The sequence below is a fragment of the Halomonas sp. 707D4 genome, from assembly GCF_024158685.1.
GTDB lineage: Bacteria > Pseudomonadota > Gammaproteobacteria > Pseudomonadales > Halomonadaceae > Vreelandella.
This window is the reverse complement of sequence record NZ_JAMZBD010000017.1, coordinates 1-16,052: the sequence shown is the minus strand read 5'-3', so window position 1 is coordinate 16,052 and position 16,052 is coordinate 1. Positions and strand designations below refer to the sequence as shown.

Genomic DNA, 16,052 nt, shown 5'->3' with positions numbered 1-16,052 from the left:
TCGAGGCGAGCGGCTTCGCTACCTGGCGCGACGACTGGAACGCCCGTCACGCCTTTGCCGGCAGCGACGTGCGCATTCTCCAGGGCGCGAAGGAGAGCGAGGCGGTCGCCGGCGACGTCGACGACAGCGGCAACCTGTGGGTCAGCGAGGGCGGCCAGGCGCGGCGCCTGTCCGGCGGTGAGATCAGCGTGCGCAGGCGGACATGATTCTAGATCTGGATATCGGCAACACGCTCTCCAAGTGGCGCCTCAAGGACTCGGTGAGCAGCGAGATACGCTCGCGCGGGGCCGTGTGGACCCGCGAGGAGTGGCGCCCCGGCGCAGACATCCCGGACCTCGACGTGGTCGAGGCGGTACGCATCTCGAGCGTGGCCCGCGCGGCGGTGCTCGACGACACGGTGGCGCTCTTGCGCCGTCAGGTGCGCCATGTGTTCGTGGCCCGATCGCTGCCGGAGTCGCTCGGGGTGATCAACGGTTACGACGAGCCGGGCCGGCTGGGCGTCGATCGCTGGATGGGCGTGCTGGCCGGCTACCAGCTGGCCGGCGGCTGCTGCGCGGTGGACTGCGGCAGCGCCATCACCATCGACTTCGTGCTGCCCGGCGGCACTCACCTGGGCGGGTTCATCATCCCCGGGCTGCGCTTGATGAAGGAGAGTCTCAAGCTCGGCACCCGCAACGTCGCCATCGACCCGGACAGCGAAGCCGATGCGCTGCTGGAGCCCGGGCGGCGCACCGTGGACGCGGTGAATCACGGCATCTACATGGCGGCGGTGAGCGCGATCAACCGTATCTACAGCGAGGTGTGCGATCAGCAGGGCGTGGCGCTGCCGATGCTCTTGACCGGGGGCGATGCGCGGGTGGTCTCGCGCGGGGTGCGGGTGCCCCACGCGGTGTGGCCGGACATGGTCTACGGCGGGCTCGAGGCGATCTGCCCGCTCACTTTCGCCGAGCGCGCGGGTCGCCTGGCGGGCGCGCCGCGCGTGCCTGAACCGGTGTCGCTGGAAAAAATTCGCGCAGCGCTTGCATTCTCGGCGCTGCTTTGACAGAATGCAGCGCGTTCCAAGGCGGTAACGAGCGCTCAGGCGCTGCAAGCCACGATAAATCAAGTAACTATCGAGCTTGACACCGAATTGGAGGCTGGCATAATGTGCCGCCACGGATGGAGAGGTTCCCGAGTGGCCAAAGGGAGCAGACTGTAAATCTGCCGCGAAAGCTTCGAAGGTTCGAATCCTTCCCTCTCCACCAGTTCGACGACAGTACGATGGCAGTAATGCGACAGTGCTGTTCGGAGTTGAAAGCCGCAAGGCGCGTTTTCAGTTGAGCTTGCCGGTTTTTGATTTTCGATAGATCAAGCGGGCGTAGTTCAATGGTAGAACCTCAGCCTTCCAAGCTGATGGTGCGGGTTCGATTCCCGCCGCCCGCTCCAGTCGAACGGTTGTTGTGTTTAGCTCATGTAGCTCAGGGGTAGAGCACACCCTTGGTAAGGGTGAGGTCGACGGTTCAATTCCGTCCATGAGCTCCATATTCAGGAAAAAGCGGGCTTTGCTCGCTTTTTTCGTCTTTGCCGCCACGCCCGAGTGGTGGTGGAAGTGACAGGGTTGTCAAGCGGAGCTTTCTCCGCTACCATGGCGCCCGCTGTAGCGTAGGTGTCATTGCGCACACGACGATACAGGCCAGTAGCTCAATTGGCAGAGCAGCGGTCTCCAAAACCGCAGGTTGGGGGTTCGATTCCCTCCTGGCCTGCCAACCTTCCCCAGGTTGGCATGTCTTTTTTCCAGAATTCCAAGTCGCTCGTTGCACCCTGAGGAGTCTCGTTTTTATGAAGCCTAGTTCCGTAAAACATGGCGCCGAGGTGCAGCAGTCGCGTCATGACGGGCTCAAGTGGGCGGCAGTCGTGGCGCTGCTTGTCGTTGCCGTCGTCGGTAATACCTATTTCGTCGATATCGCGCTTCTCTACCGCGTGCTGGGTGTCGTGGCGCTGTGCGCCGGCGCCGGTCTGATCGCGCTGACCACCACCAAGGGTCGTGCGCTGATGGAGCTTGCGGTGAGCGCCAAGAAAGAGATCCAGCGCGTCGTCTGGCCGACACGTCCCGAGACCATCCAGACCACCGCCATCGTGCTGGTGGCCGTGCTTGTGGTCGGGCTCATGCTGTGGTTGATCGACACTCTTCTTGGCTGGGCAATGTCCGGCGTAATCGGTTAGGAGTTTTCATGTCCAAACGTTGGTATGTCGTCCACGCCTATTCCGGCTTCGAAAAGCACGTGATGCGCTCGCTGATCGAGCGGGTGAAAATGCACGGCATGGAAGACCGCTTCGGCGAGATCCTGGTGCCAACGGAAGAAGTGGTCGAAATGCGCGACGGCAAACGCCGCAAGAGTGAGCGCAAGTTCTACCCCGGCTACGTACTGGTCGAGATGGAGATGGTCGACGAGACCTGGCACCTGGTCAACGAGACGCCCCGCGTGATGGGCTTCATCGGTGGCACCAAGGAGAAGCCGGCGCCGATCACCACCCGCGAGGCCGAAGCCATCCTGCATCGCGTCAAGGACGGCACCGACAAGCCGCGCCCCAAGACCATGTTCGAGCCGGGCCAGTCGGTGCGTGTCATCGACGGGCCGTTCGCCGACTTCAACGGCGTGGTCGAAGAGGTGAACTACGAGAAGAGCCGCCTGCAGGTGAGCGTGCTAATCTTCGGCCGCGCCACCCCGGTCGAGCTCGAGTTCTCCCAGGTCGAGAAAGAGTAAGTCAAGAAAGAGTAAGTCCAGAAGAGCAAGTCGAGAAAGCGCAGCGAGCAGGTTCGCGCCCTCGGCGCCTGACATCGATTTTCATGTGAAGCGGCGCTGCCGCTTCACGTACACCGGGGAGCCGCAAGGCGTTATCACCCAACTGGAGTAAACAGCATGGCCAAGAAAGTACAGGCTTACATCAAGCTGCAGGTCGCTGCAGGTAAAGCCAACCCGAGTCCGCCCGTGGGCCCCGCGCTGGGTCAGCACGGCGTGAACATCATGGAATTCTGCAAGGCGTTCAACGCAGAGACCCAGGACATCGAGCCGGGCCTGCCGACGCCGGTCGTGATCACCGTCTACTCCGACCGCAGCTTCACGTTCGTCACCAAGACGCCGCCTGCTGCCGTGCTGCTGAAGAAAGCGGCTGGCATCAAGTCCGGTTCCGGTGAGCCGAACAAGAAGAAGGTCGGCACCGTGACCCGCGAGCAGCTCGAAGAGATCGCCAAGACCAAAGAGCCGGACATGACGGCGGCGGATCTCGACGCTGCGGTACGCACGATCGCTGGTAGCGCTCGTAGCATGGGCCTAAACGTGGAGGGTCTCTGATCATGGCTAAGCTGACCAAGCGCGCGAAGAACATTCGCGAAAAGGTAGATTCCAACAAGGCGTACTCCCTGGAAGAAGCGGTGGCACTGCTCTCCGAGCTCTCCACCGTGAAGTTCAAGGAGTCCGTCGACATCGCCATCAACCTGGGCGTCGATCCGCGTAAATCCGACCAGGTCGTGCGTGGCGCCACCGTCATGCCCAACGGTACCGGTAAAGACGTGCGCGTTGCCGTCTTCACCCAGGGTGCCAATGCCGATGCCGCCAAAGAAGCCGGCGCCGACATCGTGGGCATGGACGATCTGGCCGAGCAGGTCAAGAAAGGCCAGATGGACTTCGACGTGGTCATCGCCTCTCCGGACGCGATGCGCGTGGTCGGCCAGCTGGGTCAGATCCTCGGCCCGCGCGGTCTGATGCCGAACCCGAAAGTCGGCACCGTGACGCCGGACGTCGCCACCGCGGTCAAGAACGCCAAGGCCGGTCAGGTACGTTTCCGTACCGACAAGAACGGTATCATCCACACTACCCTCGGCAAGGTCGATTTCGACGCTTCTGCCGTTGCCGGTAACCTGGAAGCGCTGGTCGCCGACCTGAAGAAGCTCAAGCCGAGCTCTTCAAAGGGCATCTACTTCAAGAAGATGACCCTGTCCACCACCATGGGCCCGGGTCTGACCATCGACCACTCCGCTTTCGTCTAAGTCGAATCGGTGGTTGGCGCATGGCGCCACAGGCAGTAGGGTAGATTCAAGAGCAAGAACTTTGCGGTCCTCCACGCTTGCGTGGAGCACCGTCAAAGACCGCAGGTGCCGCGTTCGTCACGAAAGCGGCTTAATCGCGAAAGCGCCTGCGCAGATGGTGTGGCCGCCAGTTGGTTGATGCTTTTTAAGCAGGGCTTGTCTGGTGAGCACCATCCCCAAGGCTTTCGGGGAGCAGTCAGCCTCGAAAGAGATGGTAACCACCGGGCCCTTCGGGTCCGGCACGAAGGAGTGATCACTGTGCCACTAGCACTTGAAGGCAAGAAAGCGATTGTTGCCGAGGTGAGTGAAGCGGCCAAGGGCGCACTCTCCGTCGTAGTTGCCGATTCTCGCGGTGTCACGGTCGGTAAAATGACCGACCTGCGCAAGCAAGCGCGCGAGAATGGCGTCCAGCTGCGTGTTGTTCGCAACACCCTGGCACGCCGCGCCCTCGAGGGCACTCAATGGGAGTGCCTGAACGAGAGCTTCGTTGGTCCGACTCTGTTGGCTTTCTCTTCCGAGCATCCGGGCGCTGCCGCTCGTCTGTTCAAGGATTTCGCCAAGACCGAGCAGAACTTCGAAGTGAAGGCACTGGCCTACGAAGGCGAGCTGATTCCGGCTGCAGACATCGACCGTCTGGCAAGTCTGCCGACTTACGACGAGGCAATCGCCAAGTTGATGTCGGTCATGAAAGAAGCCTCCGCTGGCAAGCTGGTTCGTACCCTGGCCGCCCTGCGCGACCAGAAGCAGGAAGAAGCCGCTTAAGGCCTTTCTGCACGCCGCCTAGGCAAACGAACCGAGCAATGAATCCTGAGTCGCTAAGACTCCCGCAAAGTTAGGAATGAAACAATGGCACTGTCCAAAGACGATATCATCAATGCTGTAGCCGACATGTCCGTAATGGAAGTTGTCGAGCTGATCGAGGCGATGGAAGAGAAGTTCGGCGTATCTGCAGCGGCAGCCGTCATGGCTGGCCCGGCGGGCGGTGGCGAAGCCTCTGCCGAAGAGCAGACCGAATTCGACCTGGTTCTGGCGTCTGCCGGTGACAAGAAAGTCAACGTCATCAAGGCCGTTCGCGAGATCACCGGTCTTGGCCTGAAAGAAGCCAAGGGTGCCGTCGACGGCGCACCGGCCACCATCAAGGAAGCGATGTCCAAGGACGACGCTGAAGCGGCCAAGAAGAAGCTGGAAGAAGCAGGCGCAACCGTCGAGCTCAAGTAATCCTTGTGCCGGTGGCCTTACGCGCAGCGTAAGCTTCCACGGCTGGCGGCGGGCTTTCCCGCTGCCGGCCTTTTTCTGTTGTAGCTGGTATCGCCAGGCGAGACGTGCTATGCAGAAAGGCTGCCCACAAGGCAGCGACACAGTAAGACCGGTGTTTGGTATCGCACAGTGGTCGACGACCATTGATAGCACAGCGATAGCACTGTTATCTATCGAGATTTTTGACGGCGAGCTACCAGTCCTGGAGCTTGCTGTCTGCGTCTGAGACGCCCGCGGGGCAGATGACCACGCATCGGCCACCCATGGTGAACAAGCTGGGGAATACAGATGGCTTACTCATATACTGAGAAAAAACGCATCCGCAAGGATTTCGGCAAACTGCCCCAAGTAATGGATGTGCCTTACCTGCTGGCTATCCAGCTTGATTCCTACTACGACTTTCTCCAGCAGGACCGTTCGCCCGACGAGCGTCACGAAGTCGGCCTGCACGCGGCGTTCAAGTCGGTGTTCCCGATCGAGAGCTTTTCCGGCAACGCCGCCCTCGAGTACGTGAGCTATCGCTTCGGCACGCCGGCGTTCGACGTGAAGGAGTGCCAGCTGCGCGGCGTGACCTATTCGGCACCGCTGCGCGTGAAGGTTCGCTTGATCATCTACGATCGCGACTCGTCGAACAAGGCCATCAAGGACATCAAGGAGCAGGAAGTCTACATGGGGGAAATCCCCCTGATGACCGAGAACGGTACCTTCGTGATCAACGGTACCGAGCGGGTAATCGTCTCCCAGCTCCACCGCTCGCCCGGTGTGTTCTTCGATCATGACAAGGGCAAGAGCCACTCGTCCGGCAAGCTCTTGTACTCTGCTCGCGTGATTCCTTACCGTGGCTCCTGGCTCGACTTCGAGTTCGACCCGAAGGACAACGTGTTCGTGCGTATCGACCGTCGCCGCAAGCTGCCGGCGTCCGTGCTGATGCGTGCGCTCGGCATGAGCGCCGAGGAGATCCTCGACGAGTTCTTCGACACCAGCGTGTTCCACATCGAGAAGTCCGGCTTCTCCGTGGAGCTCGTGCCGTCGCGCCTGCGCGGTGACACCGCCACCTTCGACATCAAGGATGGCAGCGGCGAGATCATCGTCGAGGAAGGCCGCCGGATCACCCAGAAGCACATCCGCCAGCTCGAAAAGGCCGGTCTCGAGCGTCTGGAAGTGCCGATGGAGTACCTCTACGGCAAGACCCTGGCCAAGGATCAGATCGACGCCAAGACCGGCGAGCTGATCGTGGCCTGCAACACCGAGATCACCCCGGAAGTGCTCGAGCGCATGGCCGAAGGCGGCATCACGCGCATCGAGACGCTCTACACCAACGATCTCGACTGCGGTTCGTTCATCTCCGACACCTTGAAGCTCGACACCACCGGGTCGCAGCTCGAGGCGCTCGTCGAGATCTACCGCATGATGCGCCCCGGCGAGCCGCCCACCAAGGAAGCCGCCGAAACGCTGTTCCACAACCTGTTCTTCACCGAAGATCGCTACGATCTCTCCGGTGTCGGCCGGATGAAGTTCAACCGTCGCCTGCGTCGTGAATCCGACACCGGCTCCGGCGTGCTCGACCGCAAGGACATCCTCGATGTGCTGCGCGAGCTGATCAACATCCGTAACGGCTTCGGCGACGTCGACGACATCGACCACCTGGGCAACCGTCGTATCCGCTGCGTCGGCGAGATGGCGGAAAACCAGTTCCGCGTGGGCCTCGTGCGCGTCGAGCGCGCGGTGAAAGAGCGTCTGTCCATGGCCGAGAGCGAAGGCCTGATGCCCCAGGACCTGATCAACGCCAAGCCGGTCGCGGCGGCGGTGAAGGAGTTCTTCGGCTCGAGCCAGCTCTCCCAGTTCATGGACCAGAACAACCCGCTGTCGGAAGTCACGCACAAGCGTCGTGTCTCCGCGCTCGGCCCGGGCGGTCTGACCCGCGAGCGCGCCGGCTTCGAGGTGCGCGACGTTCACGCCACGCACTACGGTCGCCTGTGCCCGATCGAGACGCCGGAAGGTCCGAACATCGGTCTGATCAACTCGCTGGCGACCTACAGCCACACCAACAGCTACGGCTTCCTCGAGACGCCGTACCGCAAGGTGAACGCGGGTCAAGTCACCGACGACATCGTCCATCTCTCGGCGATCGAGGAGGGCGACTTCGTCATCGCCCAGGCCTCGGCGGCGGTCAACGAAGCCAACCAGCTCACCGATGACCTGGTCCAGGTACGCCACCGTGGCGAGACCACCTTCATGCGCCCCGAGCAGGTGACGCTGATGGACGTCTCCCCGCGTCAGGTCGTCTCCGTGGCCGCGGCCCTGATCCCGTTCCTCGAGCACGATGACGCCAACCGCGCATTGATGGGCGCGAACATGCAGCGTCAGGCCGTTCCCACCCTGCGCGCCGACAAACCGCTCGTGGGTACCGGCATGGAGCGCTTCGTGGCGCGCGACTCCGGCGTGTGCGCCGTGGCACGGCGCGGCGGCGTGATCGACTCCGTCGACGCGCGGCGCGTGGTGGTCCGAGTCAACGAAGACGAGATCATCGGCGGTGAAGCCGGGGTCGACATCTACAACCTGACCAAGTACACCCGTTCGAACCAGAACACCTGCATGAACCAGCGCCCGATCGTGCGCCCCGGCGACAACGTTGCGCGCGGCGACATCCTCGCCGACGGTCCGTCCGTCGACATGGGAGATCTGGCACTCGGCCAGAACATGCGCATCGCGTTCATGCCCTGGAACGGCTACAACTTCGAGGACTCCATCCTGCTCTCCGAGCGCGTGGTCCAGGAAGACCGTTTCACCACGATCCACATCCAGGAGCTGACCTGCGTGTCGCGCGACACCAAGCTCGGCCCGGAAGAGATCACCTCGGACATCCCCAACGTCGGCGAATCGGCGCTGGGCAAGCTGGACGAGGCGGGTGTCGTCTACATCGGTGCCGAAGTCGGCCCCGGCGACATCCTGGTCGGCAAGGTCACGCCGAAGGGTGAAACCCAGCTGACGCCGGAAGAAAAACTGCTGCGTGCGATCTTCGGCGAGAAGGCCAGTGACGTGAAGGACACCTCCCTGCGTGCCCCGACCGGCATGAAGGGTACCGTCATCGACGTGCAGGTCTTCACCCGCGACGGCGTCGAGAAGGACTCCCGCGCACTCTCCATCGAGCAGATGCAGCTCGACGAGGTGCGCAAGGATCTCCAGGAGACCTACCGCATCGCCGAAGACGCGACCTTCGAGCGCCTCAAGCGCACCCTCGACGGTCAGGCGGTCAACGGTGGCCCGCAGCTCAAGAAGGGCGACGTGCTGAGCGAGTCCTACCTGGAGGAGCTGCCGCGTCAGCAGTGGTTCAAGCTGCGCATGCAGGACGAGTCGTTCAACGAACTCCTCGCTCAGGCCGACGAGCAGCTCGAGAACCGTCGCAAGGAGATGGACGAGCGTTTCGAAGACAAGAAGCGCAAGCTCACCCAGGGCGACGACCTCGCACCGGGCGTGCTCAAGATCGTCAAGGTCTACATGGCGGTCAAGCGTCGCATCCAGCCGGGTGACAAGATGGCCGGTCGTCACGGTAACAAGGGTGTTATCTCGGCGATCATGCCGATCGAGGACATGCCGTTCGACGAGAAGGGCGAACCGGTCGACGTGGTGCTCAACCCGCTGGGCGTACCGTCGCGCATGAACGTGGGCCAGATCCTGGAAACACACCTGGGCATGGCGGCTCGCGGTCTGGGCGTGAAGATCGACGCCATGCTGCGCGATGCCCGCGACCAGCAGGTCGCCGAGATTCGCGACTTCCTGGGCCAGGTGTACAACACTCCGGGCACGCGCCTCGAGGACATCGACTCGCTGTCCGATGACGAAGTCATTGCGCTGGCGAAGAACCTCAAGGGTGGCGTACCGATGGCCACGCCGGTGTTCGACGGTGCCAAGGAGCACGAGATCAAGCACCTGTTGAAGCTCGCGGACATCCCCGAGTCCGGCCAGATGAAGCTCTACGATGGCCGTACCGGTGACGCCTTCGATCGTCCGGTGACCGTGGGCTACATGTACATGCTGAAGCTCAACCACCTGGTCGATGACAAGATGCACGCACGCTCCACCGGCTCGTACTCGCTGGTCACCCAGCAGCCGCTGGGCGGCAAGGCGCAGTTCGGTGGTCAGCGCTTCGGTGAAATGGAAGTGTGGGCGCTCGAGGCTTACGGCGCGGCGTACACGCTACAAGAGATGCTCACCGTCAAGTCGGACGACGTCGAAGGCCGCACCAAGATGTACAAGAACATCGTGGATGGCGACCACACCATGCAGGCAGGCATGCCGGAATCCTTCAACGTGCTCGTGAAGGAAATCCGCTCGCTGGGCATCGATATCGAGTTAGAGAGCTAGGAGCCGTCCAATGAAAGATTTGGTGAAAGTACTCAAATCGCAGTCTCAGTCCGAAGAGTTCGACGCGATCAAGATCACGCTTGCGTCGCCGGACATGATTCGCTCCTGGTCGTTCGGCGAGGTGAAGAAGCCCGAGACCATCAACTACCGGACCTTCAAGCCGGAGCGTGATGGCCTGTTCTGCGCCAAGATCTTCGGCCCGGTCAAGGACTACGAGTGCCTGTGCGGCAAGTACAAGCGCATGAAGCACCGCGGCATCATCTGCGAGAAGTGTGGCGTCGAAGTCACCAAGGCCGCCGTGCGCCGCGAGCGCATGGGCCACATCGAGCTTGCGAGCCCGGTTGCCCACATCTGGTTTCTGAAGTCGCTGCCCTCGCGTATCGGCATGTTCCTGGACATGACCCTGCGTGATATCGAGCGCGTGCTCTACTTCGAATCGTTTGTGGTGATCGATCCGGGCATGACCACCCTCGAGCGTGGTCAGCTTCTCAACGACGAGCAGTACTTCGAGGCGCTCGAAGAGTTCGGCGACGACTTCGACGCCCGCATGGGTGCCGAAGCCGTGCAGGAGCTTCTCAAGGACATCGATCTGGAGGAGGAGATCAACACGCTGCGCGAAGAGATTCCGCAGACCAACTCCGAAACCAAGATCAAGAAGCTCTCCAAGCGCCTGAAGCTGCTCGAGGCCTTCTACCACTCCGGCAACGCGCCGGCGTGGATGGTCATGGAAGTGCTGCCGGTGCTGCCGCCGGATCTGCGCCCGCTGGTACCGCTCGATGGCGGCCGCTTCGCGACGTCGGATCTGAACGACCTGTACCGCCGCGTGATCAACCGCAACAACCGTCTCAAGCGCCTGCTCGATCTGAACGCGCCGGACATCATCGTGCGCAACGAAAAGCGCATGCTGCAGGAAGCGGTCGATGCGCTGCTGGACAACGGCCGTCGCGGTCGGGCCATCACCGGTTCCAACAAGCGCCCGCTGAAGTCGCTCGCCGACATGATCAAGGGCAAGCAGGGGCGTTTTCGTCAGAACCTTCTGGGCAAGCGCGTCGACTACTCCGGTCGTTCGGTCATCACCGTCGGCCCGACCCTGCGCCTGCACCAGTGCGGTCTGCCGAAGAAGATGGCGCTGGAGCTGTTCAAGCCGTTCATCTACTCGAAGCTCCAGTCGCTGGGCCACGCGTCCACGATCAAGGCCGCCAAGAAGATGGTCGAGCGCGAACTTCCCGAGGTGTGGGACATCCTCGCCGACGTCATCCGCGAGCATCCGGTGCTTCTGAACCGTGCGCCCACGCTGCACCGTCTGGGTATCCAGGCGTTCGAGCCGCTTCTGATCGAAGGCAAGGCGATCCAGCTGCACCCGCTGGTGTGTGCCGCCTACAACGCCGACTTCGACGGTGACCAGATGGCGGTCCACGTACCGCTGACCCTGGAAGCCCAGCTCGAAGCCCGCGCGCTGATGATGGCCACCAACAACGTGCTGTCGCCGGCCAACGGCGAGCCGATCATCGTGCCGTCCCAGGACGTGGTGCTGGGTCTTTACTACATGACCCGCGAGAAGATCAACGCCAAGGGCGAAGGCATGGTGTTCTCGGACCTCAACGAGGTCGAGCGCGCCTTCGGCACCCAGAGCGTCTCACTGCACGCCCGCATCAAGGTGCGTCTGGACGAGGTGGTGATCGATGAGGAGAGCGGTGAGCGCAGCGACAAGCGCTCCATCTTTGATACCACCGTCGGTCGTGCCCTGCTGTTCCGCATCCTGCCGGAAGGCGTGCCCTTCGAGCTCATCGACAAGCCGATGAAGAAGAAGGCGATCTCCGGGCTGATCAACGAGGTGTACCGCCGCTCCGGGCTCAAGCCCACGGTGATCTTCGCCGACCAGCTGATGTACACCGGTTTCCGCCTGGCGACCTGGTCCGGCGCCTCCATCGGCGTCAACGACTTCGTCATCCCGGAAGCCAAGACCGAGATCGTCGAGGCGGCGGAAGCCGAGGTCAAGGAGATCGAGGACCAGTTCTCCTCGGGTCTCGTGACCGCGGGCGAGAAGTACAACAAGGTCATCGATATCTGGTCCAAGGCCAACGACAAGGTGGCCAAGGCGATGATGACCGGCATCTCGAAAGAGACCGTGGTGGATCGCGACGGCAACGAGGTCGAACAGGACTCGTTCAACAGCGTCTTCATCATGGCCGACTCCGGTGCCCGTGGCTCTGCTGCCCAGATTCGTCAGCTCGCCGGTATGCGTGGCCTGATGGCCAAGCCCGATGGCTCGATCATCGAGACGCCGATCGTCGCCAACTTCCGTGAAGGTCTGAACGTACTCCAGTACTTCATCTCGACCCACGGCGCGCGTAAGGGTCTGGCGGATACGGCACTGAAGACGGCGAACTCCGGTTACCTGACCCGTCGTCTGGTCGACGTGGCCCAGGATCTGGTGATCACCGAGGTCGATTGCGGCACCGAGAACGGTCTGACGCTGCACCCGATCATCGAGGGTGGCGACATCATCGTACCGCTGTCCCAGCGCGTGCTCGGTCGCGTGGTCGCCCAGGATGTCGTCGACCCGAGCACCGAGGAAGTGCTGATCGCGCGCAACACGCTGCTCGACGAGAAGTGGTGTGCCGATCTCGACACCATGGGCGTGGACGAGATCATCGTGCGTTCGACGATCACCTGTGACACCGCGCACGGCGTCTGCTCCTCCTGCTACGGTCGCGATCTGGCCCGTGGTCATCAGGTCAACATCGGCGAGTCCGTCGGCGTCATCGCCGCGCAGTCCATCGGTGAGCCGGGTACCCAGCTGACCATGCGGACGTTCCACATCGGCGGCGCGGCCTCGCGTTCGTCCGCGGTGGACAGCGTCCAGGTCAAGCACGGTGGCAAGGTGCGCCTGCACAACATCAAGCACGTCGAGCGCAGTGACGGCAAGCTGGTCGTGGTCTCTCGCTCCAGCGCCCTGGCGGTCGCCGACGAGCACGGCCGCGAGCGCGAGTACTACAAGCTGCCTTACGGTGCCGAGCTTTCGGTACGCGACGGCGACGTCGTCGATGCCGGCGCCACCGTGGCCAAGTGGGACCCGCACACCCACCCGATCATCGCCGAAGTGGAAGGCAAGGCGCAGTTCATCGACCTCGACGAGGGTGTCACCATGCACCGCTCCGTCGACGAGATGACCGGTCTCTCCTCCATCGAGGTGATCGAGTCCGCGGCGCGCCCGATGGCCGGCCGCGACAAGCGCCCGATGGTCATGCTGCAGGACGCCGCCGGCGAGTACGTCTCGGTTTCCGGCTCCAACACGCCGGTGCAGTACCTGCTGCCGGGCAACTCGATCATCTCCGTGGACGATGGCTCGACCATCGGCGTGGGTGAGGTCGTCGCCCGTATCCCGGTCGAGGCATCCGGCAACAAGGACATCACGGGGGGTCTGCCCCGCGTGGCGGACCTGTTCGAGGCGCGCAAGCCGAAGGAGTCGTCGATTCTCGCCGAGATCAGCGGTGTGGTGAGCTTCGGCAAGGAGACCAAGGGCAAGCGTCGTCTGACGATCACTCCGGAATCCGGCGATCCCTTCGAGGCGCTGATTCCCAAGTGGCGCCAGATCGCCGTGTTCGAAGGCGAGAGCGTCGAGAAGGGCGAGGTCATCTCCGATGGCCCGAGCAACCCGCACGACATCCTGCGTCTTCTGGGTGTCGCGGAGCTGGCCAAGTACATCACCGCCGAAGTGCAGGACGTCTACCGTCTGCAGGGCGTAGGCATCAACGACAAGCACATCGAAGTGATCGTGCGTCAGATGCTGCGCAAGGTCGAGATCACCGACTCCGGTGATTCCGACTTCATCACCGGCGACCAGGCGGAGCTCGTGCGCGTGCTCGAGCAGAACGAACGCCTGGAGAAGGAAGGCAAGTTCCCGGCCAAGTACCAGCGTCTGCTGCTGGGTATCACCAAGGCGAGCCTGGCGACCGAGTCGTTCATCTCCGCGGCCTCGTTCCAGGAAACGACCCGCGTGCTGACCGAAGCGGCGGTCACCGGCAAGCGCGACTACCTGCGCGGCCTGAAGGAAAACGTGGTGGTAGGACGTCTGATTCCGGCAGGTACCGGTCTGACCCACCACGCCGAGCGTCGTCGCAAGCGCGAAGACGTCGAGCGCCTGTTCACCCCCTCGGCGACCGAGGTGGAGCAGGAACTGGGCGCCCAGCTCACCGCCCTGGATACCGACGACGAGCTGTAAGCGTCGGGCCCAGGCGGGGCAGGCGCCCCACCGTCTGGCTTCGGGCACGGTCTTGCCGGCGAAAACGCCGGCAAGACTTGACGTCGCCCGGGACCAGCCATTAGAATGCGCAGCCTTTAACAGTGGGGTGGGTGCGCCCGCAACCACGAGAAGGCCAAGGCAACCATTGGAGTCAGCTAAACACCATGGCAACGATCAATCAGCTAGTGCGCAAGCCGCGCAAGCGCCCCGTCACCAAGAGTGACGTGCCCGCGCTGCAAGCTTGCCCGCAAAAACGCGGCGTTTGCACCCGCGTCTACACCACCACCCCGAAGAAGCCGAACTCGGCCCTGCGTAAGGTTTGCCGTGTGCGCCTGACCAACGGGTTCGAAGTCTCTTCCTACATCGGTGGTGAAGGTCACAACCTGCAGGAACACTCCGTTGTTCTGATCCGCGGCGGTCGCGTAAAGGACTTGCCCGGTGTGCGTTATCACACCGTTCGCGGCGCGCTCGACACCTCCGGTGTCCAGAACCGTAAACAGGGTCGTTCCAAGTACGGTACCAAGAAGCCGAAGTCCTAAGACTTCCGCTCTCTTTCACACGAAATTTGCTGGTCTGATAAGAGTAAGGTCGGGCAACGCTGCAAGGCGCTGATAAGTCCCGGGTTTACCTGAAGGATCCTTAATCGAGGGCTTATCATGCCTAGAAGAAGAGTTGTAGCCAAACGCGAAATCCTGCCGGATCCGAAGTTCGGAAGTGAGCGCCTGGCGAAGTTCATGAACCACCTGATGGTCAGCGGCAAGAAGTCCGTAGCTGAGCGCATCGTGTACGGTGCGTTGGACAAGGTTGCCGAGCGTAGTAAAGAAGAGCCGCTGGAAATCTTCGACAAGGCGCTGGAAACCATCCAGCCGATGGTCGAAGTGAAGTCGCGCCGCGTCGGTGGTGCGACCTATCAGGTGCCGGTTGAAGTTCGTCCGTCTCGCCGTCAGGCACTGGCCATGCGTTGGCTGGTGGATGCTGCGCGTCGTCGCGGTGAAAAAACGATGGTTCAACGCCTGGCTGGCGAAATGCTGGACGCCGCCGAAGGCAAGGGCTCTGCAGTTAAGAAGCGTGAAGACGTGCACCGTATGGCGGAAGCCAACAAGGCCTTCTCTCACTATCGTTTCTAAACTCGGCGCTGCTGAGTGTGGGCTTTCTTCAGCCCGCTGCGCGCGCCCAGGGCGCTTGACGCAGCCCGCCGCCGCTATCTTCGTGATGGCGGCGGTGGCATGAAGAAAGTCGCAGGATTGGAAAGCATCGCCAACTAACGGGAGTTTCACCGTGGCACGCAAGACTCCACTAAAGCGTTATCGCAACATCGGTATCGTCGCCCACGTCGACGCGGGTAAAACCACGACGACCGAACGCGTTCTGTTCTACACCGGCCTGTCCCACAAGGTAGGCGAAGTGCATGACGGCGCGGCGACCATGGACTGGATGGAGCAGGAGCAGGAGCGTGGTATCACCATCACGTCCGCTGCGACCACCTGTTTCTGGCAGGGCATGGCCAAGCAGTTCGACGAGCACCGCATCAACATCATCGACACCCCCGGGCACGTCGACTTCACCATCGAAGTCGAGCGTTCGCTGCGTGTTCTCGATGGCGCGGTCGTTGTACTGTGCGGTTCCTCCGGCGTTCAGCCGCAGACCGAGACCGTATGGCGTCAGGCCAACAAGTACGAAGTACCGCGCATGGTCTTCGTCAACAAGATGGACCGTACCGGTGCCGATTTCTTCATGGTCGTCGACCAGCTGAAGGATCGCCTGGGCGCCAACGCCGTGCCGATCCAGATCAACTGGGGTACGGAAGAGGACTTCAAGGGCGTCGTCGACCTGATCGAGATGAAAGCGATCCTGTGGGACGAAGAGAGCCTGGGCATGAACTTCGAGCTCGTCGACATTCCGGCCGAGCTGCAGGAGACTGCCGAGAAGTACCGCGAAGAGATGGTCGAGTGCGCGGCCGAAGCCTCCGAAGAGCTGATGGACAAGTACCTCGAAGAGGGCGATCTGTCTACCGAAGAGATCAAGGCCGGTCTGCGCGCGCGCACCCTCGCCAACGAAGTCGTGCTGGTCACCTGTGGTTCTGCGTTCAAGAACAAGGGTGTACAGGCGGTTCTGGAT

General features: G+C 62.2%; 12 protein-coding genes, 4 tRNA genes and 1 pseudogene. All 17 read left to right on the top strand.

Annotated features, from left to right (window positions below; genetic code table 11):
- Positions 1–206 (top strand): annotated as a pseudogene (locus BIS11_RS01635) (biotin--[acetyl-CoA-carboxylase] ligase); the annotation flags it as partial.
- Positions 203–1,042, top strand: coding sequence for a type III pantothenate kinase (locus tag BIS11_RS01630; protein WP_227389105.1), 840 nt, complete (start codon positions 203–205; stop codon positions 1,040–1,042). The pseudogene BIS11_RS01635 and the gene BIS11_RS01630, both read left to right, overlap by 4 nt.
- Before the next feature lie 118 nt (positions 1,043–1,160).
- Positions 1,161–1,244 (top strand) — tRNA-Tyr (locus BIS11_RS01625).
- 107 nt (positions 1,245–1,351) lie between these two features.
- Positions 1,352–1,425: transfer RNA gene (locus BIS11_RS01620), tRNA-Gly, on the top strand.
- A gap of 21 nt (positions 1,426–1,446) precedes the next feature.
- A tRNA-Thr gene (locus BIS11_RS01615) sits at positions 1,447–1,521 on the top strand.
- A 148-nt stretch (positions 1,522–1,669) separates the two neighbouring features.
- A tRNA-Trp gene (locus BIS11_RS01610) sits at positions 1,670–1,745 on the top strand.
- A gap of 73 nt (positions 1,746–1,818) precedes the next feature.
- On the top strand, positions 1,819–2,202 hold the full coding sequence (gene secE, locus BIS11_RS01605) for a preprotein translocase subunit SecE (protein ID WP_253419223.1): 384 nt from the start codon (positions 1,819–1,821) through the stop codon (positions 2,200–2,202).
- An 8-nt stretch (positions 2,203–2,210) separates the two neighbouring features.
- Positions 2,211–2,744 (top strand): transcription termination/antitermination protein NusG, encoded by a 534-nt coding sequence (nusG, locus tag BIS11_RS01600; protein WP_227389103.1) that lies wholly within the window; start codon positions 2,211–2,213, stop codon positions 2,742–2,744.
- A gap of 156 nt (positions 2,745–2,900) precedes the next feature.
- Entirely contained in the window at positions 2,901–3,332 is a 432-nt protein-coding gene (gene rplK, locus BIS11_RS01595) for a 50S ribosomal protein L11 (RefSeq protein WP_227389102.1), read from the top strand.
- Between the two features lie 2 nt (positions 3,333–3,334).
- Positions 3,335–4,027: a 50S ribosomal protein L1 gene (gene rplA / locus BIS11_RS01590; protein WP_253419221.1), complete on the top strand. Its 693-nt coding sequence runs from the start codon at positions 3,335–3,337 to the stop codon at positions 4,025–4,027.
- Between the two features lie 297 nt (positions 4,028–4,324).
- Positions 4,325–4,828, top strand: coding sequence for a 50S ribosomal protein L10 (rplJ, locus tag BIS11_RS01585; RefSeq protein ID WP_227389100.1), 504 nt, complete (start codon positions 4,325–4,327; stop codon positions 4,826–4,828).
- An 84-nt stretch (positions 4,829–4,912) separates the two neighbouring features.
- Positions 4,913–5,284 carry a 50S ribosomal protein L7/L12 gene (rplL, locus tag BIS11_RS01580; protein WP_253419219.1) on the top strand — a complete coding sequence of 124 codons (372 nt, stop codon included), beginning with the start codon at positions 4,913–4,915 and terminating at the stop codon, positions 5,282–5,284.
- Positions 5,285–5,611: 327 nt separating this feature from the next.
- Positions 5,612–9,688 (top strand): DNA-directed RNA polymerase subunit beta, encoded by a 4,077-nt coding sequence (rpoB, locus tag BIS11_RS01575; RefSeq protein WP_253419217.1) that lies wholly within the window; start codon positions 5,612–5,614, stop codon positions 9,686–9,688.
- Between the two features lie 10 nt (positions 9,689–9,698).
- Positions 9,699–13,913: a DNA-directed RNA polymerase subunit beta' gene (gene rpoC, locus BIS11_RS01570; protein WP_253419215.1), complete on the top strand. Its 4,215-nt coding sequence runs from the start codon at positions 9,699–9,701 to the stop codon at positions 13,911–13,913.
- Between the two features lie 185 nt (positions 13,914–14,098).
- On the top strand, positions 14,099–14,473 hold the full coding sequence (gene rpsL / locus BIS11_RS01565) for a 30S ribosomal protein S12 (protein ID WP_106374972.1): 375 nt from the start codon (positions 14,099–14,101) through the stop codon (positions 14,471–14,473).
- 117 nt (positions 14,474–14,590) lie between these two features.
- Complete coding sequence (gene rpsG / locus BIS11_RS01560) at positions 14,591–15,061, top strand: 30S ribosomal protein S7 (protein ID WP_016915771.1); 471 nt, start codon at positions 14,591–14,593, stop codon at positions 15,059–15,061.
- A 151-nt stretch (positions 15,062–15,212) separates the two neighbouring features.
- A partial coding sequence (locus tag BIS11_RS01555; RefSeq protein ID WP_253585680.1) for a GTP-binding protein occupies positions 15,213–16,052 on the top strand: 840 nt, incomplete at its 3' end.

Coding starts and splice junctions, on each gene's coding strand:
- BIS11_RS01630 (WP_227389105.1), top strand. CDS start 203: ATGATTCTAGATCTGGATATCGGCAACACGCTCTCCAAGTGGCGCCTC.
- secE (WP_253419223.1), top strand. CDS start 1,819: ATGAAGCCTAGTTCCGTAAAACATGGCGCCGAGGTGCAGCAGTCGCGT.
- nusG (WP_227389103.1), top strand. CDS start 2,211: ATGTCCAAACGTTGGTATGTCGTCCACGCCTATTCCGGCTTCGAAAAG.
- rplK (WP_227389102.1), top strand. CDS start 2,901: ATGGCCAAGAAAGTACAGGCTTACATCAAGCTGCAGGTCGCTGCAGGT.
- rplA (WP_253419221.1), top strand. CDS start 3,335: ATGGCTAAGCTGACCAAGCGCGCGAAGAACATTCGCGAAAAGGTAGAT.
- rplL (WP_253419219.1), top strand. CDS start 4,913: ATGGCACTGTCCAAAGACGATATCATCAATGCTGTAGCCGACATGTCC.
- rpoB (WP_253419217.1), top strand. CDS start 5,612: ATGGCTTACTCATATACTGAGAAAAAACGCATCCGCAAGGATTTCGGC.
- rpoC (WP_253419215.1), top strand. CDS start 9,699: ATGAAAGATTTGGTGAAAGTACTCAAATCGCAGTCTCAGTCCGAAGAG.
- rpsL (WP_106374972.1), top strand. CDS start 14,099: ATGGCAACGATCAATCAGCTAGTGCGCAAGCCGCGCAAGCGCCCCGTC.
- rpsG (WP_016915771.1), top strand. CDS start 14,591: ATGCCTAGAAGAAGAGTTGTAGCCAAACGCGAAATCCTGCCGGATCCG.